11 protein-coding genes are annotated in these 15,331 nt (G+C 59.7%); 6 read left to right on the forward strand and 5 right to left on the reverse strand.

Annotated features, from left to right (window positions below; translation table 11 throughout):
• Positions 1–150 precede the first annotated feature (150 nt).
• From CL546_RS09040 to CL546_RS09060, 5 genes are all read right to left on the reverse strand, one after another.
• Positions 151–1,320: a putative solute-binding protein gene (locus CL546_RS09040; RefSeq protein ID WP_290494254.1), complete on the reverse strand. Its 1,170-nt coding sequence runs from the start codon at positions 1,318–1,320 to the stop codon at positions 151–153.
• 226 nt (positions 1,321–1,546) lie between these two features.
• Positions 1,547–2,314 (reverse strand): YciK family oxidoreductase, encoded by a 768-nt coding sequence (locus CL546_RS09045; protein WP_290494256.1) that lies wholly within the window; start codon positions 2,312–2,314, stop codon positions 1,547–1,549.
• Between the two features lie 163 nt (positions 2,315–2,477).
• Positions 2,478–3,158 (reverse strand): HAD-IA family hydrolase, encoded by a 681-nt coding sequence (locus CL546_RS09050; protein WP_290494257.1) that lies wholly within the window; start codon positions 3,156–3,158, stop codon positions 2,478–2,480.
• A 108-nt stretch (positions 3,159–3,266) separates the two neighbouring features.
• Positions 3,267–4,001, reverse strand: a complete 735-nt coding sequence (gene ubiG / locus CL546_RS09055; protein WP_290494259.1) for a bifunctional 2-polyprenyl-6-hydroxyphenol methylase/3-demethylubiquinol 3-O-methyltransferase UbiG — start codon at positions 3,999–4,001, stop codon at positions 3,267–3,269.
• Positions 3,994–5,325: a TRZ/ATZ family hydrolase gene (locus CL546_RS09060; RefSeq protein ID WP_290494261.1), complete on the reverse strand. Its 1,332-nt coding sequence runs from the start codon at positions 5,323–5,325 to the stop codon at positions 3,994–3,996. Before CL546_RS09060 ends, ubiG begins: the two co-directional genes overlap by 8 nt.
• Positions 5,326–5,706: 381 nt before the next feature.
• Between CL546_RS09060 and gyrA the strand changes: the two genes are divergently transcribed.
• From gyrA to cmk, 6 genes are all read left to right on the forward strand, one after another.
• Positions 5,707–8,463 carry a DNA gyrase subunit A gene (gyrA, locus tag CL546_RS09065; protein ID WP_290494262.1) on the forward strand — a complete coding sequence of 919 codons (2,757 nt, stop codon included), beginning with the start codon at positions 5,707–5,709 and terminating at the stop codon, positions 8,461–8,463.
• A 219-nt stretch (positions 8,464–8,682) separates the two neighbouring features.
• Positions 8,683–9,765 carry a 3-phosphoserine/phosphohydroxythreonine transaminase gene (gene serC / locus CL546_RS09070; RefSeq protein WP_290494264.1) on the forward strand — a complete coding sequence of 361 codons (1,083 nt, stop codon included), beginning with the start codon at positions 8,683–8,685 and terminating at the stop codon, positions 9,763–9,765.
• A 178-nt stretch (positions 9,766–9,943) separates the two neighbouring features.
• Positions 9,944–11,026 (forward strand): prephenate dehydratase, encoded by a 1,083-nt coding sequence (gene pheA, locus CL546_RS09075; protein ID WP_290494266.1) that lies wholly within the window; start codon positions 9,944–9,946, stop codon positions 11,024–11,026.
• Between the two features lie 95 nt (positions 11,027–11,121).
• On the forward strand, positions 11,122–12,228 hold the full coding sequence (hisC, locus tag CL546_RS09080; RefSeq protein ID WP_290494268.1) for a histidinol-phosphate transaminase: 1,107 nt from the start codon (positions 11,122–11,124) through the stop codon (positions 12,226–12,228).
• Positions 12,229–12,356: 128 nt separating this feature from the next.
• A complete protein-coding gene (locus tag CL546_RS09085) occupies positions 12,357–14,615 on the forward strand; it encodes a bifunctional prephenate dehydrogenase/3-phosphoshikimate 1-carboxyvinyltransferase (protein WP_290494270.1) in 2,259 nt (752 codons plus the stop codon).
• Complete coding sequence (gene cmk / locus CL546_RS09090; RefSeq protein ID WP_290494272.1) at positions 14,612–15,283, forward strand: (d)CMP kinase; 672 nt, start codon at positions 14,612–14,614, stop codon at positions 15,281–15,283. The genes CL546_RS09085 and cmk overlap by 4 nt, the downstream gene beginning before the upstream one ends.
• Positions 15,284–15,331 lie beyond the last annotated feature (48 nt).

Here is a 15,331-nt window from a genome sequence, read left to right on the forward strand (position 1 = left end):
ACGTTCCCATGACCGATCCTTTGTCATTATATGAAACGCTTATAGCACGTTGCCGGGCGGTGAAGTTTTACCGCCTGTATGACAATTGTACGAAGCGCCCTGAGGGGCGCTGCAGGGCTGGAATTCTTTGTAAATGGCTAGCCTGAGATGTTACTGGGTGATACTGCACTCGGAGCGTGCCGCGTTGAATTTGCAGCGAATTTTTCGTTGCAGCATCAGCATTTCGCTACTGTAATAACCTTGCTCGCGCAGGGCGTCACGGGCGTCTTGCATCATGACTTCGTATTCCTGTTTGTCTTTTTCCGGGATATGGATCATCCAGCGGTCAGGTACCCGTTTGGTTTCCTGTTCAATGCGGCCCATCACCATGGGGTAGGCTTCAAAAGAGGCTTCACGAATCAGTTGCGCCACTTCATTGGGGAACTTGTCCAGCCTGCCGATTAGCTGCATGGACAGTTGCGTTAGCGGGTAATCGACAATGCCACCATCCGGGCTCATGCCTTTATAAAGTTCCAGAATTTCGTAGGCAACGAGGGGGGCCGGGAGGATGTCAATCTGGCCGTTGTTGAATTTGTTCGGAGCGGAAACGATATCGGTGGTGACCGGGGTGGCACCGATGGCGGCCACCATTTCTGCCTGGGTCTGGTCATAATCGAGCACGGCCACACGGTGGCCGGCGGCTTTCGCCAGTGAACTGATGCTGCGGTCGTTAACAAAAATGTGGGCTGCCCCGGCAGGGTAAATACCCATTACGACGTAGTCACCTTGCACCATATGACCGGCTTGTTTCGGATGAGAGAGCACCTGCAACAGGGTCTGCATATGCTGGTCGTCAGGCACGGCACCAATGGCGTCCACGCTGCCGCTGTAAAGGTTGAATTGGCGTGCCCGCAAGCCGCTCATTAATGCCGCATCACAGCGGCCAGCCTTGAATTCCTCCACCATCACGGTTTCGTTGGTGTAGGGCACCATGTCCAGGTTGATGCCGTATTCCACTGCCAGAGCCCGTTGCTCCATGGCGGCATTGAAAACCGGCCCATTGCGTCCGCCAATATCCCAAATGCAAATGGTGCGTTTAAGGGTGCTGCCGGCAGGCATTTGGTCGAGACCAACCATCTGGCTGATGGCCTTGAGGCGACTGCGCACTGGCATTTCCCGGGTATAAAAGACGTCTTCGAGCTCTTCGATGGTGCTGTCGCTCAACGTCACGCCGGGCAGCAGGGTCTTGAGTCGGTCTTTCTGGGCCTGTGTCAGTGTGGCGGCACTGAGTGAAGAGCACAGCAGGCTGATAAGGAAAAATAGTGTGATGGTGATGCGCATGGCGGTCTCCCTGACGCGGCATTCTTGTTATGAGCGTCATAAGTAGCATGCTGTTGCAGGATAAGGGAGGACTTTGGCGCAGGGGGTGGCCGCGTTACGGCAAGCAGGGGCGAAACGGTCAAGGGGCGGGCTGGGGATACGGACGGGAAGGGGAAAAGGAAAGACAAAGCGAGTGGCGAGTGTCGAAAATCCTGATCTTCGCTCCTCGTCACTCGCTTCTCGCGACTTACCTGGGCTGCGCGTCGATGGACACCCCGTTGACCTCGCGGCTGGCCGGGCCCAGCAGGTACAGATAAGGGGCCATGATGTCCGCGGGGGTCTTCAGTGTCTGCGGGTCTTCGCCGGGATAAGCAAGGGCACGCATATCCGTGCGGGTGCCGCCGGGGTTGAGTGTGTTGACGCGAATATTACTGGTGTTTTCCAGCTCTTCGGCCAGCACCTGGGCCAGGTTTTCGGTGGCCGCTTTGGAAACCGCATAGGCCCCCCAGAATGCCCGACCCTTGCGGCCCACGCTGGAGGACGTGAACAGCAAGCGGGCGTCGTCGCTGGCGCGCAACAGAGGCAGCATGGCCTGGGTCAGGTAGAAAGCGCTGTTTACATTGGTCTGCATGACGGACTCCCAGGTGCCGGCACCATAGCGGTCCATGGGGGTGATATCACCGAGCATGGAGGCGTTGTGGAGGATGCCGTCCAGGCGGCCGAATTCCTTGTCGAACAGACCGGCCAGCTCCTGGAAATCTTCCGGGCGGGCGACCGTCAGATTGACCGGTGCCAGGGCGGGTTCTGGCCCGCCAGCGGCCTTGATTTCATCGTAAACCGCTTCCAGTTTTTCCTGGGTGCGCCCCAGCAGAATGACCGTGGCGCCGTGGGCGGCCAGTGTGAGTGCGGCGGTGCGGCCGATGCCGGCACCGGCGCCAGTGACAAGAATAATGCGGTCTTTGAATGTGTCTTGAGCGCATTGATAGTTGAGGGCGTTTTGCTGGATGTCGGTCATGGTGATTCCTGTGTTTCTTTTGCTGCAGGCGTAATGCCTGACGCCGAATACCTTTAATCGTAGGGCGGAAATCCGCGCGAGTCACATGTGTGGCACATAAAGCTGGCCGCTGTGACCTTGGCCGATGGCGGTGGCGGATAATGTGTCCATTTCCGTCCTGCGGTTAGTGTGCTTTCTGCTCGTAGAGTTTCTGCAAAAGTGGCAACAGTTCGCTGCCTTGTTCCAGATAATAGTCGGCTTGCCAGTCGCGGGGATCATCGTCCGCGTCGATGTAGCCGAAGGCCGCCACGGCTGTTTCCATGCCTGCGTTCTGGCCGGCCTGAATGTCCCGCAGGTGGTCGCCGACGTACAGGCAGTTGGCCGGGCTGACGTTGTCATCGCGGGCCGCGATCAGCAGGCCTTCCGGATCCGGTTTGCGCTGTTTGACGTGGTCCGGACAAATGACGGGTCCCACCCGTTGATGGAGGTCGAGCCCTTCCAGTACCGGGCCGGTAAAACGGGCCGGTTTGTTGGTGACGATGCCCCAGGGCAGCTGCTGGGTGTCGAGCCAGTCGAGTACTTCGGCCAGGCCGGGAAACAGCACGGTATCCACGGCCAGGTGTTGTTCGTAGGCATTGAGCAGTTCGTCCAGCAGGGGCGCAAAGCTGGCATCGCCCGGCCCGACACCGAAGCCCAGCTCGGTGAGTGCGCGGGCGCCGTTGGAGACGTTGGCGCGTACGGCAGAGTAAGTGACTTCCGGGCGGCCGTGTTTTTTCAGTAGGGCATTCAGCACCGTGTAAAAGTCCGGTGCGGTATCAATCAGGGTGCCGTCGAGATCGAAGTAAACGGCTTCCAGCTTTTCCATGTATTCTCTCTACAGAGTCGCCGTAGGAGCGCCGCTTGAGGCGCGAAGTGAGCGCGGCGGAATACCGAAACGCCTTCGCGCCTCAAGCGGCGCTCCTACAGGGGGAATTTATTCGCCCTTGCGGGCGTGCATCAGATAGTTCACGGATACATCCCGGTTCAGCTTGTACACCTGCGTTAGCGGGTTGTAGACCATGCCGGCGGTGTCTTTGACTTCCAGCCCGGCATCGCGGGCCCAGCCGGCCAATTCCGACGGTTTGATCAGTTTGGCGTATTCGTGGGTGCCGCGGGGCAGCAGGCGCAGCACATATTCCGCCCCGACAATGGCAAACATGAATGCCTTGGGGTTGCGATTGATGGTGCTGAAGAACACCTGCCCGCCAGGTTTTACCAGCGTGGCGCAGGCGCGGATCACTGAGGACGGGTCCGGTACGTGTTCCAGCATTTCCAGACAAGTGACCACGTCATATTGACCAGCGCGCTGTTCGGCGATCTGTTCTGCCGGGGTTTGCAGGTATTCCACGGCCACGCCGGCTTGTTCGGCATGAATGCGCGCCACGGCCAGCGGCGCTTCCCCCATGTCGATGCCAGTCACTTCCGCGCCACGGCGGGACATGCCTTCGGAAAGCAGGCCGCCACCACAGCCGATGTCGATGACTTTCTTGCCCGGCAGGCTGACGCGCTCGTCGATATAATTCAGGCGCAGGGGGTTGATGTCGTGGAGCGGGCGGAACTGGGAATTCGGGTCCCACCATTGCTCGGCCAGGGCGTTGAACTTGGCGATTTCACCCGCGTCTACGTTCTGTTTGTTAGAGGGGGGCGTTTGGGCTTGTTGTTCAGTCACGGTCGGCTCCGGCAATTTTTTCCTGCCACTGCTGGGCATTGTTGAGGATCAGGGCTTCATTGAGCGTGGTCAGCTGACGGTTGTCCATCAGGCAGCGCCCGCCGACCCAAGTGTGGGTAATCTGATCGCGGGTGGCGGCGTAAATCAATTGGGCCACCGGATCATAGACCGGTTGGGTTTCCAGTCGGTTCAAGTCCACCGCCACCATGTCCGCCTGCTTGCCGATTTCCAGCGAGCCGATTTCGTCATCTCGACCCAACGCTTTGGCGCCATTCAGGGTGGCCATTTTCAGTGTTTCCATGGCGGGTTGGGCATCGGCCTGCAGGCTCACGCCCTTGGTCAGGAAGGCCGCGGTGCGGGCTTCGCCGAGCATGTCCAGGTCGTTATTGCTGGCGGCGCCGTCGGTGCCCAGTGCCACGTTGATGTTGGCCTTGCGCAGTTTTTCCACCGGGGCAAAGCCGCTGGCCAGCTTCAGGTTGGATTCCGGGCAGTGCACCACGTGAGTGCCGGTCTCGGCCACCAGCGCGATCTCGTCGTCGGTGAGCTGGGTCATGTGCACGGCCAGCAGGCGTGGCGACAGCAGGCCGAGGTTGTGCAAGCGGGTGAGCGGGCGCTCGCCGGTGTTGCCCACGGCCATCTGGATTTCGCCAGCGGTTTCATGCACATGCATCATTACGGGCACATCCAGCTCTTCGGCCAGGGTGATCACTTTCTGTAGCGGTGCATCGGACACGGTGTACGGTGCGTGGGGGCCGAATCCGATCTGGATGCGTGGCTCATGCTGCCATTCGTCCATGGCGTCCGTGGCCAGGCGCAGGTAGTCCTCCGGCCCGGAGCCCATGGGGGTGGGGAAATCCAGCAGCGGGCAGAACAGGCTGGCGCGCAGGCCGGCTTCCACGGTGGCGCGGGCCGCATGGGCGGGGAAGAAATACATATCGGCAAAGCAGGTGGTGCCGGAGCGGATCATTTCCGCCGCCGCCAACCGGGTGCCGTCGTACACAAAGCTCTCGCTGATAAAGCGCCCTTCGGCGGGCCAGATATGTTTTTCCAGCCAGGTCATCAGGGGCAAGTCGTCGGCGATGCCGCGCAGCAGGTTCATCGCTGCGTGGGTGTGCGCATTGACCAGGCCGGGGATCAGCAGGTGATCACCCAGATGCTGTTGTTCCTCGCTTTGCCACTTTTCGTTGGCCAGGGCGCTGGGCAGCAAGTCGGCAATACGGCCGTCCTTGACCACCAGGGCATGGTTTTCCAGTACAGTGCCCTGCGGGGCGACGGGGGCAATCCAGCGGGCGTGGACGATCAGGTCGGCCTGATGGTCGCTCATGCATAACTCCTTGACGGAACAGGGGGCTGCGGCCCCGAATTATGCGCCGCAGTATAGCCTGTCACGGCGCGTTTTGCCTTTGCTCTATGGTGAGAAAGTGCTCTGGCACTGGCGAAGAAAAGCCATCTTGCGAGGATCGACGCGAGTATGGCGCCGATACCGTCCAGCTGTGCTATCATCCGGGGCTTTTCCGGGCTTTATGAGCCGGAATTCGCGACGGTAGTGGAGCCGGGTAGGGCGTCTGCCCCCTGAAATTCCACTGCCTATAAGAACAGACTGCACGGGCGGCCATGGGCATCCCGTGAAATCGGCCCCGAAAACGGGCCGGCTTGGGGAAGCCGCAGGGGCTTTCCCAACACCTTGTGGATAGTAAGGATCGCTATGACGGATCTCGCCAGAGAAGTTACCCCGGTCAACATCGAAGACGAACTCAAGCAGTCATACCTGGATTACGCCATGAGCGTAATCGTCGGGCGGGCGTTGCCGGACGTGCGCGATGGCCTCAAGCCGGTGCACCGCCGTGTGCTGTTTGCCATGCACGAGCTGAACAACGACTGGAACAAGCCCTACAAGAAATCGGCCCGTGTGGTCGGTGACGTAATTGGTAAATACCACCCCCACGGTGATTCCGCGGTGTATGACACCATCGTGCGGATGGCGCAGCCTTTTTCCCTGCGCTACATGCTGGTGGATGGTCAGGGTAACTTTGGTTCCATCGATGGTGACTCCGCCGCTGCCATGCGTTACACCGAAGTGCGCATGGCCAAGATCGCCCACGAGCTGCTGGCGGATCTGGACAAGGAAACCGTGGATTTCGTCGATAACTACGACGGCACGGAAAAGATTCCCGATGTGATGCCCACCCGGGTGCCCAACCTGCTGGTAAACGGTTCTTCCGGTATTGCCGTCGGCATGGCCACCAATATCCCGCCTCATAATCTGGGTGAAGTGGTGGATGGCTGTCTGGCGCTGATTGATGACGACAGCCTGACCCCGGACGACCTGATGGAATACATCAAGGGCCCGGATTTCCCCACCGCCGGTATCATCAATGGCCGCGCCGGTATCGTGCAGGCTTACCGCACTGGCCGTGGCCGCGTATACATGCGCGCCCGCGCCGAGATCGAGGCCACGGACAAGAGCGGTAAAGAAGCCATCATTGTCACCGAGATCCCGTATCAGGTGAACAAGGCGCGGTTGATCGAGAAGATCGCCGAGTTGGTGAAAGACAAGAAGATTGAAGGCATTACCGAGCTGCGCGACGAATCCGATAAAGAAGGGATGCGCGTGGTGATCGAGCTGCGCCGTGGCGAAAATGCCGAGGTGGTGCTCAACAACTTGTACCAGCAGACCCAGATGGAGTCTGTGTTCGGTATTAATACCGTGGCGTTGGTTGACGGTCAGCCCAAGATTCTTAACCTGCGCGAGCTGCTGGATGCCTTTATCCGCCACCGCCGTGAAGTGGTGACCCGTCGTACCGTGTTCGAGCTGCGCAAGGCTCGTGAAAAAGCGCACTTGCTGGAGGGCCTGGCGGTTGCCCTGAGCAACATCGACCCGGTGATCGAGCTGATCAAAGCCTCTCCCAGCGGCGCCGAGGCTAAAGCCAAACTGCTGGACAAGGGCTGGAAGCCCGGTGACGTGTTGCAGATGCTGGAGCGGGCCGGTGGCGAGAACGCGGCGCGCCCGGATGGCTTAGAAGAACAGTATGGCCTGGTGGATGGCCTATATCACCTGAGCCCAGAACAGGCTCAGGCGATTCTGGACCTGCGCTTGCAGAAGCTGACCGGCCTGGAACGGGAAAAGCTGATCAGTGACTACCAGGAATTGCTGGAGCAGATCGCTGAATTGCTGAAGATTCTGGGTAATCCGGAACGCCTGATGGAGGTGATCCGCGAAGAGTTGCAGGCGGTACGCGAAGAATACGCCGACGAGCGTCGCTCCGAGATCGTGGCCTCCCGTCAGGACTTCAGCATGGAAGACCTGATCGCCGAAGAAACCGTGGTGGTGACCCTGTCTAACGGTGGTTACGCCAAGATGCAGCCCATCGACACTTATCGCGCCCAGAAGCGGGGTGGCCGCGGCAAGTCCGCCGGGCAGCTGAAAGACGAAGATTATGTGGAACATCTGCTGGTAGCCGGCACCCACGACACCCTGTTGCTGTTTACCGATGCGGGCAAGGTGTTCTGGCTGCGTACCTTCGAGTTGCCCCAGGGCGGTCGGGCATCGCGCGGCAAGCCGATCGTGAATTTGTTGCCGGCACTGGGTAATGAAGAACGCATTACGGCCATCCTGCGTCTGGATGCGGAAATGGTGCGCCAGCAGAAGGCCGACGCGGAAGATGATGCCGTTGATGTCGAGGATGCGGCGGACGTTATTGAAGACGAAGTGGATAGTGAGGTTGAGGGTGAAGTCGAGGCGGTGGCCGATACTGTTCCCGGGCCCTTTATCTTCATGGCCACCTCCAGCGGTATCGTCAAGCGAACTGCGCTGGCTAACTTCGCCCGTCCGCGCAGCTCCGGTCTTATCGCGGTCAAATTGCAGGAAGGCGAGCACCTGGTGAATGTGGCCATTACTCAAGGCCACGAAGACATCATGCTGGTTGCCCGCAACGGCAAAGCGGTGCGCTTCCATCAGTCCAAGGTGCGCGTCATGAGCCGTCTGGCCCGTGGTGTGCGAGGTATCAAGCTGGCCGAAGGGGTGGACGTTATTTCCCTGATCGTGCCGGAAGAAGATGGCCAGATCCTCACTGCCTCCGAACATGGCTACGGTAAGCGTACTCCGCTCACCGACTATCCCACTAAAGGTCGTGGTGGCCAGGGTGTGATTGCCATGGTGATCAATGAGCGAAATGGTGAGCTGGTTGGTGCCACCCAGGTGTTCGGCGAAGAAGATATCATGCTGATTTCCAACCAGGGCACCCTGGTGCGTACCGGTGTGAATCAGGTGAGCACGTCTGGCCGTAATACCCAGGGTGTCCGCTTGATCCGTCTGGCTGATGGCGAAGCCCTCTGTGGTCTGGCCACTATCCCCGAGCTGGAAGGTGTCGAGGAAGAGGAAGGTGAAGACGGCGAGGTGATCGAAGGGGAAGCGTCCTCGGAAGCACCGGAATCCGACGCCAGCGACGACGCTGAGGAATAAAGCCTCAGAAGCGAGTGACGAGTAACGAGTCTCGAAGAGCAATAGCAGAAAGCGCTTTTGCATTTCGCAGCTCGAAACTTGTCACTCGCAACGCTTGTCACGCTTTTAACCCGATATCAGGGCAAGGGCGGGCAAGCGGAATGATGAGCAAGGTAATTCCCAAGCCCGGCCCCGCCGGGCTTCTTTGATTAACCGGATTCGTTTAAACGGAGAAAATGCATGTCCCGCGCCTATAACTTCTGCGCAGGCCCGGCGGCGTTGCCGCAGGCGGTACTCGAACAAGCCCAGCAGGAAATGCTGGATTATCGGGGACTGGGTCTTTCCATTATGGAAATGAGCCACCGCGATAACGTCTTTGTAGAGATTGCCGAGCAGGCAGAGAAAGACCTGCGCGATCTGATGGGCATCAGCGATGATTACGCTGTGCTGTTCTTGCAGGGCGGGGCGTCCAGCCAGTTCGCCATGGTGCCGATGAACCTGTTGGGTGAAGGGCAAACGGCGGATTACATCAACACCGGGCAGTGGTCCAAGAAAGCCATCAAGGAAGCGGGCCGTTACGGCAAGATCAATGTGGCGGCCAGCAGTGAAGACACCAATTTCAGTACCGTGCCGCCGCAGGACAGCTGGAACCTGTCTGATAACCCGGCCTATGTGCATTACTGCCCCAATGAGACCATTGGTGGCCTGGAATACAGCTTTGTGCCGGCGGTAGGTGACACCCCGCTGGTGGCGGACATGAGCTCGACCATCCTGTCCCGGCCAGTGGATGTGAACCAGTACGGGCTGATTTATGCCGGTGCCCAGAAAAATATCGGCCCGGCCGGCCTGACTCTGGTCATCGTGCGTAAGGACCTGCTCGGCAAAGCCTCAAGCAGTGTTCCTGCCATGCTCAATTACCAGATCCATGCCGACAACGGCAGCATGTACAACACCCCGCCCACCTATGCCTGGTACCTGTCTGGTCTGGTGTTCTCCTGGCTGAAAAAGCAGGGCGGCGTGGGCAACATGGGTGAAATAAACCAGCGCAAAGCAGAAAAGCTGTATGGTTTTATTGATGCCAGCGGTTTGTACAGCAACCCGGTAGAGGTGATCAGCCGCAGCCGCATGAATGTGCCTTTTGTCCTGGCTGATGACCGTCTCGACAAGCCGTTCCTGGATCAGGCTCAGGCAGCTGGCCTGTTGAATCTCAAAGGTCACCGCAGCGTGGGTGGCATGCGCGCGAGCATCTACAATGCGGTGCCGGAAGCGGCGGTGGATGCGCTGATTGCCTTTATGGCAGAGTTTGAAAAGAAACACGGCTAGACGCTTCAGGCAACACGCATCACGCCATACTTGCCAGGGTAGTGCAGGTGTTTAGCGACGAGATTGTTTGAGAGGTGGGTAGAACAATGGATTTGAATGGTTGGCACGAAATCGCAACGAATGCTCCCACGCCTGTTCGCGTGTTGCGTGATGCGTGCTGCATGCTTGCGAGGGCAGAATGACCGATTCTCTGGATTCCCTGCGTAACCAGATCGACGAGCTGGATCAAAAACTTCAGGACCTGCTCAACGAGCGCGCGACTTTGGCCCATAAAGTGGCTGAGGTGAAAACGGCCACCGACCCCAACCCGGTTTTCTACCGGCCTGAGCGTGAAGCCCAGGTGCTGCGTCGGGTCAAAGAGCGTAATCAGGGGCCGCTGGATGGCGAGACCATGGCGCGCTTTTTCCGTGAAGTGATGAGCGCCTGCCTGGCGCTGGAACAGCGCATGAAGGTGGCGTTTCTGGGGCCGGAAGGTACCTTTACCCAGCAGGCTGCCCTCAAGCATTTTGGTCATGCAGTGGAGAGCCTGCCGCTGGGTGCCATTGATGAAGTCTTTCGTGAAGTGGAATCCGGTGCCGCCAACTACGGTGTGGTGCCAGTGGAAAACTCCACTGAAGGGGTGGTGAACCACACCCTGGATACGTTCATGACCTCCAGCCTGAAAATCTGCGGGGAAGTGGAACTGCGTATTCATCATCATCTGCTGGCGGGTGAGCATACCCGCCAGGACAAGGTGACTCGGGTGTATTCCCACCAGCAGACGCTGGCCCAGTGTCGTCAGTGGCTGGACGCCCACATGCCCGGGGTAGAGCGGATCGCGGTTAGCTCCAATGCCGAGGCAGCGCGCCGCCTGAAAGATGAATGGAATGCCCTGGCCATTGCCGGGGAAATGGCGGAAGAGCTTTATGGGCTCACTGCCGTACAACGCAACATTGAAGATCGCCCGGACAACACCACCCGCTTTATTATCATCGGTCGCCAGGACACGCCGGCCTCCGGCTGCGACAAAACCAGCCTGATGATCAGCGGCAAGAACCGCCCGGGGTTGTTGTACGAAGTGTTGTCCCCCTTCCGGGACGAAGGCATCAACCTGACCCGTCTGGAATCCAGGCCCTCACGCACTGCCAACTGGAGCTATGTGTTCTTCGTGGATTGCGAAGGCCACAAGGAAGATGCGGCCTTGCAGGCGGTGCTGGATAAACTGGAAGCCGCCGGCAATACCATCAAGCTGCTGGGCTCGTATCCCAAGGCAGTGCTTTAGAACGCTCGAAGCCTGATGCAGGATGCCTGACGCTGGAAGACACCCCTCGTCAGGCATTGGGCGTCCGGCATCAGGCCTGAAATTGCGGAGCGAATATGGACTACATCAAACTCGCCAACAACGGTATCCAGCAGCTCAAGCCCTACGAGCCGGGCAAGCCCATCGAGGAGCTGGAGCGTGAGCTGGGCGTCACCGATATCGTCAAGCTGGCCAGTAACGAGAATCCGCTGGGGGCCAGCCACAAGGCGCTTCATGCCCTTAAACATCTCCACGATCTGCATCTGTATCCGGATGGCGCCACGTTTTCCCTGAAAGCGGCCTTGTCGGAGAAGCTGGGTGTGGACAGCGCGCAGCTGACACTGGGTAACGGTTCCAACGATGTACTGGATCTGGTTGCCAGGGCTTACCTGCAGGAAGGCGACGAAGCGATTTTCTCCGAATACGCTTTTGCGGTGTACCCGATTGCAACCCTGGCCTGCAACGCCAAGCCGGTGCAGGTGCCTTCCAATCTGTTTGGTCACGATCTGGCGGCCATGGCCGAGGCTGTGACCGATCGCACCCGGGTGATTTTTGTTGCCAACCCGAACAACCCCACCGGCACCTGGTTTAATGCTCATGCCCTGGATGAATTCCTGTCACGGATTCCCGATCGGGTGGTTGTGGTGCTGGATGAGGCCTACGTGGAGTATGTGGAAGAAAGCCACTACCCGAATGGGATTGAACGACTGGCCAAACACCCTAACCTGATCGTGACCCGCACTTTCTCCAAGATCTATGGTCTCGCCGGGCTGCGGGTGGGGTATGGCATCTCCAGCCCGCAGATCGCCGATGTGCTGAATCGCGTGCGCCAGCCGTTCAATGTGAATACGCCGGCACAGGTGGCGGCGGAAGCGGCCCTGCAGGATGACGATCACATCGAAAACTCCCGCAGCGAGAACACCTCAGGTCTGGTGCAGATCGCCGAAGGCCTGCAGAAGCTGCATCTTGAGCAGATCCCTTCCGTAGCCAATTTCATTGCCTTCGATTGTGGCCGTGACGCCATGCCTGTCTATGAAGGGCTCTTGAAGCAGGGAGTGATCGTGCGTCCGCTGGGAGGTTACGGCATGCCCAACCACCTGCGCGTCACCGTGGGCACCAGCCGCGAAAATGAACGCTTCCTGGATGCGCTCAAGCATGTGCTGAAGGATTTGGCGGATGGGTAACGTCAAAACCTTGGAAATGCCCGCTGTAGGAGCACCTCTTGAGGTGCGAACCTGCTTGCGGCATGCCGTGCCAGATTCGGTTCGCACCTCAAGAGGTGCTCCTACAATGCGAAGCGGGAGCGTTTGCCATGCCTGAACCTCTCTTCAATCGCATTGCCGTTATTGGCCTTGGCTTGATTGGCGGCTCTTTCGCTGCCGCCGCTCGCGAAAACGGCCTGGCCCGTTCCATCGTGGCCGGTTCCCGCTCCGAGCGTACCCTGGAGCAGGGCATCGCTTTGGGCGTGGTCGACGAGGGCAGTCAGGATCTTGCCGAGGCCGTGGACGGCTCCGATCTGGTGTTCGTGTCCACCCCCGTGTCCGCCATGGGGAAGGTGCTGGCGGCTTTGAAACCGGGCCTGTCCGGCACGGCCATCGTCACCGATGGCGGCAGTGTGAAAGGCAACGTGGTTACGGCCGCCCGTGAAGCGCTGGGGGAACATTTCTCCCGGTTTGTGCCCGGCCATCCTATTGCCGGCAAGGAAAAAAGCGGTGTGACCGCCGCCGATGCCCAGTTGTATCGCGATCACCGGGTGATCCTGACGCCCACTGATGCCACCGACCCGGCGGCCACCGCCAAAGTGCGGGCCATCTGGACGGCCATGGGCGCGGAAGTGTTGCAGATGTCGCCGGATTACCACGACCAGGTCTTGGCGGAAACCAGCCATTTGCCGCATCTGTTGGCGTTCTCACTGGTGGATACGCTGGCCAGGCAGGGAGATTCCACCGAGATCTTCCGCTATGCTGCCGGCGGTTTTCGCGACTTCACCCGCATCGCCAGCTCTGATCCGGTGATGTGGCACGACATCTTTCGTGAAAACAAGGCGGCCTTGCTGCAGGCGCTGGACCAGTTCAGCGACGGCATCGGCCGCTTCCGCCAGGCGGTGGAAAACGAGGATTCCGATGCCCTGATGGGCATCATGACCCGGGCCAATACGGCCCGGGCCCATTTTTTGGCTATGAACGGGCGCACCTCCTATACGCGCGCCCACCATGTTCAGTGTGCAGGTGACGACGTAACCATGACAGACAGTAATGACGCCGCCCAGAATCCCACTTTTGTGGTAACACCGGGTGGTCAGCTACAGGGCCGCCTGCGCGTGCCCGGCGATAAATCCATGTCCCACCGTTCCATCATGCTTGGTTCGCTGGCAGAAGGGGTGACCCAGGTAGAAGGCTTCCTGGAAGGGGAGGATGCTTTGGCGACCCTGCAGGCATTCCGCGACATGGGGGTAGTGATTGAAGGTCCCCATAACGGTCAGGTAACGATTCACGGGGTCGGACTGCATGGCCTCAAAGCACCGGGTAAAGCGTTGTACATGGGCAACTCTGGCACCTCCATGCGCCTGCTGACCGGCTTGTTGGCCGGCCAGGCCTTCGATGTGGAGCTGACCGGGGATGCCTCCCTGTCCAAACGCCCCATGGAGCGCGTCGCCAAACCGCTGCGGGAGATGGGCGCCCAGATCACCACGGGCGAGCAGGGGCGTCCCCCGGTGCGGATTCGTGGCGGCCAGCCGCTCAAGGGTTTCCATTACGACCTGCCCATGGCATCTGCTCAGGTGAAATCAGCCGTGCTGCTGGGCGGCTTGTACGCCGAGGGTGAAACCTCTGTGACCGAGCCGGCTCCCACTCGGGATCATACCGAGCGGATGCTGGGCGGGTTTGGCTATGACGTGCGCCGCGACGGCCCCACCAGCGCGCTGACGGGCGGTGGCACACTGTCGGCCGGCAAGCTGGAAGTGCCGGCGGACATCTCCTCCGCCGCGTTCTTCCTGGTGGGGGCGTCCATCGCGGCCGACAGCGAAGTGACCTTGCCGCACGTGGGCATCAACCCTACACGCACTGGCGTGATCGACATTCTCAAACTGATGGGGGCGGATATTCGCCTGGAAAATCAGCGAGATGCCGGCGGCGAGCCGGTGGCGGACCTGGTCGTCAAGGCGGCGCCGCTCAAGGGAATCGAGATCCCCGAAGCGCTGGTGCCGCTGGCCATCGACGAGTTTCCGGCGATCTTCATCGCTGCGGCCTGCGCCGAAGGCGAGACAATCCTGCGCGGCGCGGAAGAGCTGCGCGTGAAGGAATCCGACCGCATCCAGGTGATGGCCGATGGCCTGGCCGCACTGGGCGTGAGCCATGAGGTGTTCGAAGACGGCATTCGTATCACCGGTGGTGCGTTTGGTGGTGGTGAGATCCAGTCCCATGGTGATCACCGCATCGCCATGAGCTTTGCCATGGCCGCCCTACGGGCCACTGGCCCCATTACCATTCATGATTGCGCCAACGTGGCTACCAGCTTCCCAGGGTTCGCCCAGTTAGCGACCCATGCGGGCCTGAAGCTGGAGGTGAAATGACCCCGATTTTAACCATTGATGGGCCGGTATCATCCGGCAAAGGCACCGTGGCCCGCCTGGTGGCAATCCGCCTGGGCTGGCATCTGCTGGATTCCGGTGCCTTGTACCGTGTGCTTGGATATTATGCGCAAAATCAAGGGGTTGCCCTGGATGATGAGCCTGCACTGATCGCTCTTGCGGAAGATTTGCCGGTGCGGTTTGTGGAGCAGGAAGGTGATACCGCGGTGATGCTTGCGGGTGAGGATGTATCCAATATCATTCGCCAGGAAAGTGTCGGCGAACTGGCCAGCCAGGTGGCCGTGCTGCAGCCCGTGCGCGACGCCTTGTTGGCCCGTCAGCGGGCTTTTGCCGAGTCCCCCGGACTGGTGGCGGATGGCCGTGACATGGGCACTGTGGTGTTTACCTCCGCCCCCCTCAAGATTTACCTGACTGCCAGCGCTGAAGAGCGCGCCAGACGGCGCTTTGAGCAGTTGAAGGAAAAGGGCTTTGGTGCTACCCTCGCGACCCTCGTCGAGGACATCCGCACCCGGGATGATCGTGACATGAACCGTGAGGTGGCGCCATTGCGCCCGGCAGACGATGCCGTGGTGATCGATTCCACCACCATGACGGTTGATGACGTGGTAAACCGGATTCTTGATGAGGCTGCCGCACGTCAGTTGGCGTAACGGTAGCACACACTTCGTTAGCGCCCTCCGGTTGATTGCCATCGCGGG

The organism is Alcanivorax sp., assembly GCF_002726155.1.
Lineage (GTDB): Bacteria > Pseudomonadota > Gammaproteobacteria > Pseudomonadales > Alcanivoracaceae > Alcanivorax.

What these genes read in the sequence shown, in the direction of transcription:
- CL546_RS09040 (WP_290494254.1), bottom strand. Translation starts at nt 1,320, where the DNA reads ATGCGCATCACCATCACACTATTTTTCCTTATCAGCCTGCTGTGCTCT.
- CL546_RS09045 (WP_290494256.1), bottom strand. Translation starts at nt 2,314, where the DNA reads ATGACCGACATCCAGCAAAACGCCCTCAACTATCAATGCGCTCAAGAC.
- CL546_RS09050 (WP_290494257.1), bottom strand. Translation starts at nt 3,158, where the DNA reads ATGGAAAAGCTGGAAGCCGTTTACTTCGATCTCGACGGCACCCTGATT.
- CL546_RS09060 (WP_290494261.1), bottom strand. Translation starts at nt 5,325, where the DNA reads ATGAGCGACCATCAGGCCGACCTGATCGTCCACGCCCGCTGGATTGCC.
- gyrA (WP_290494262.1), top strand. Translation starts at nt 5,707, where the DNA reads ATGACGGATCTCGCCAGAGAAGTTACCCCGGTCAACATCGAAGACGAA.
- serC (WP_290494264.1), top strand. Translation starts at nt 8,683, where the DNA reads ATGTCCCGCGCCTATAACTTCTGCGCAGGCCCGGCGGCGTTGCCGCAG.
- pheA (WP_290494266.1), top strand. Translation starts at nt 9,944, where the DNA reads ATGACCGATTCTCTGGATTCCCTGCGTAACCAGATCGACGAGCTGGAT.
- hisC (WP_290494268.1), top strand. Translation starts at nt 11,122, where the DNA reads ATGGACTACATCAAACTCGCCAACAACGGTATCCAGCAGCTCAAGCCC.
- CL546_RS09085 (WP_290494270.1), top strand. Translation starts at nt 12,357, where the DNA reads ATGCCTGAACCTCTCTTCAATCGCATTGCCGTTATTGGCCTTGGCTTG.
- cmk (WP_290494272.1), top strand. Translation starts at nt 14,612, where the DNA reads ATGACCCCGATTTTAACCATTGATGGGCCGGTATCATCCGGCAAAGGC.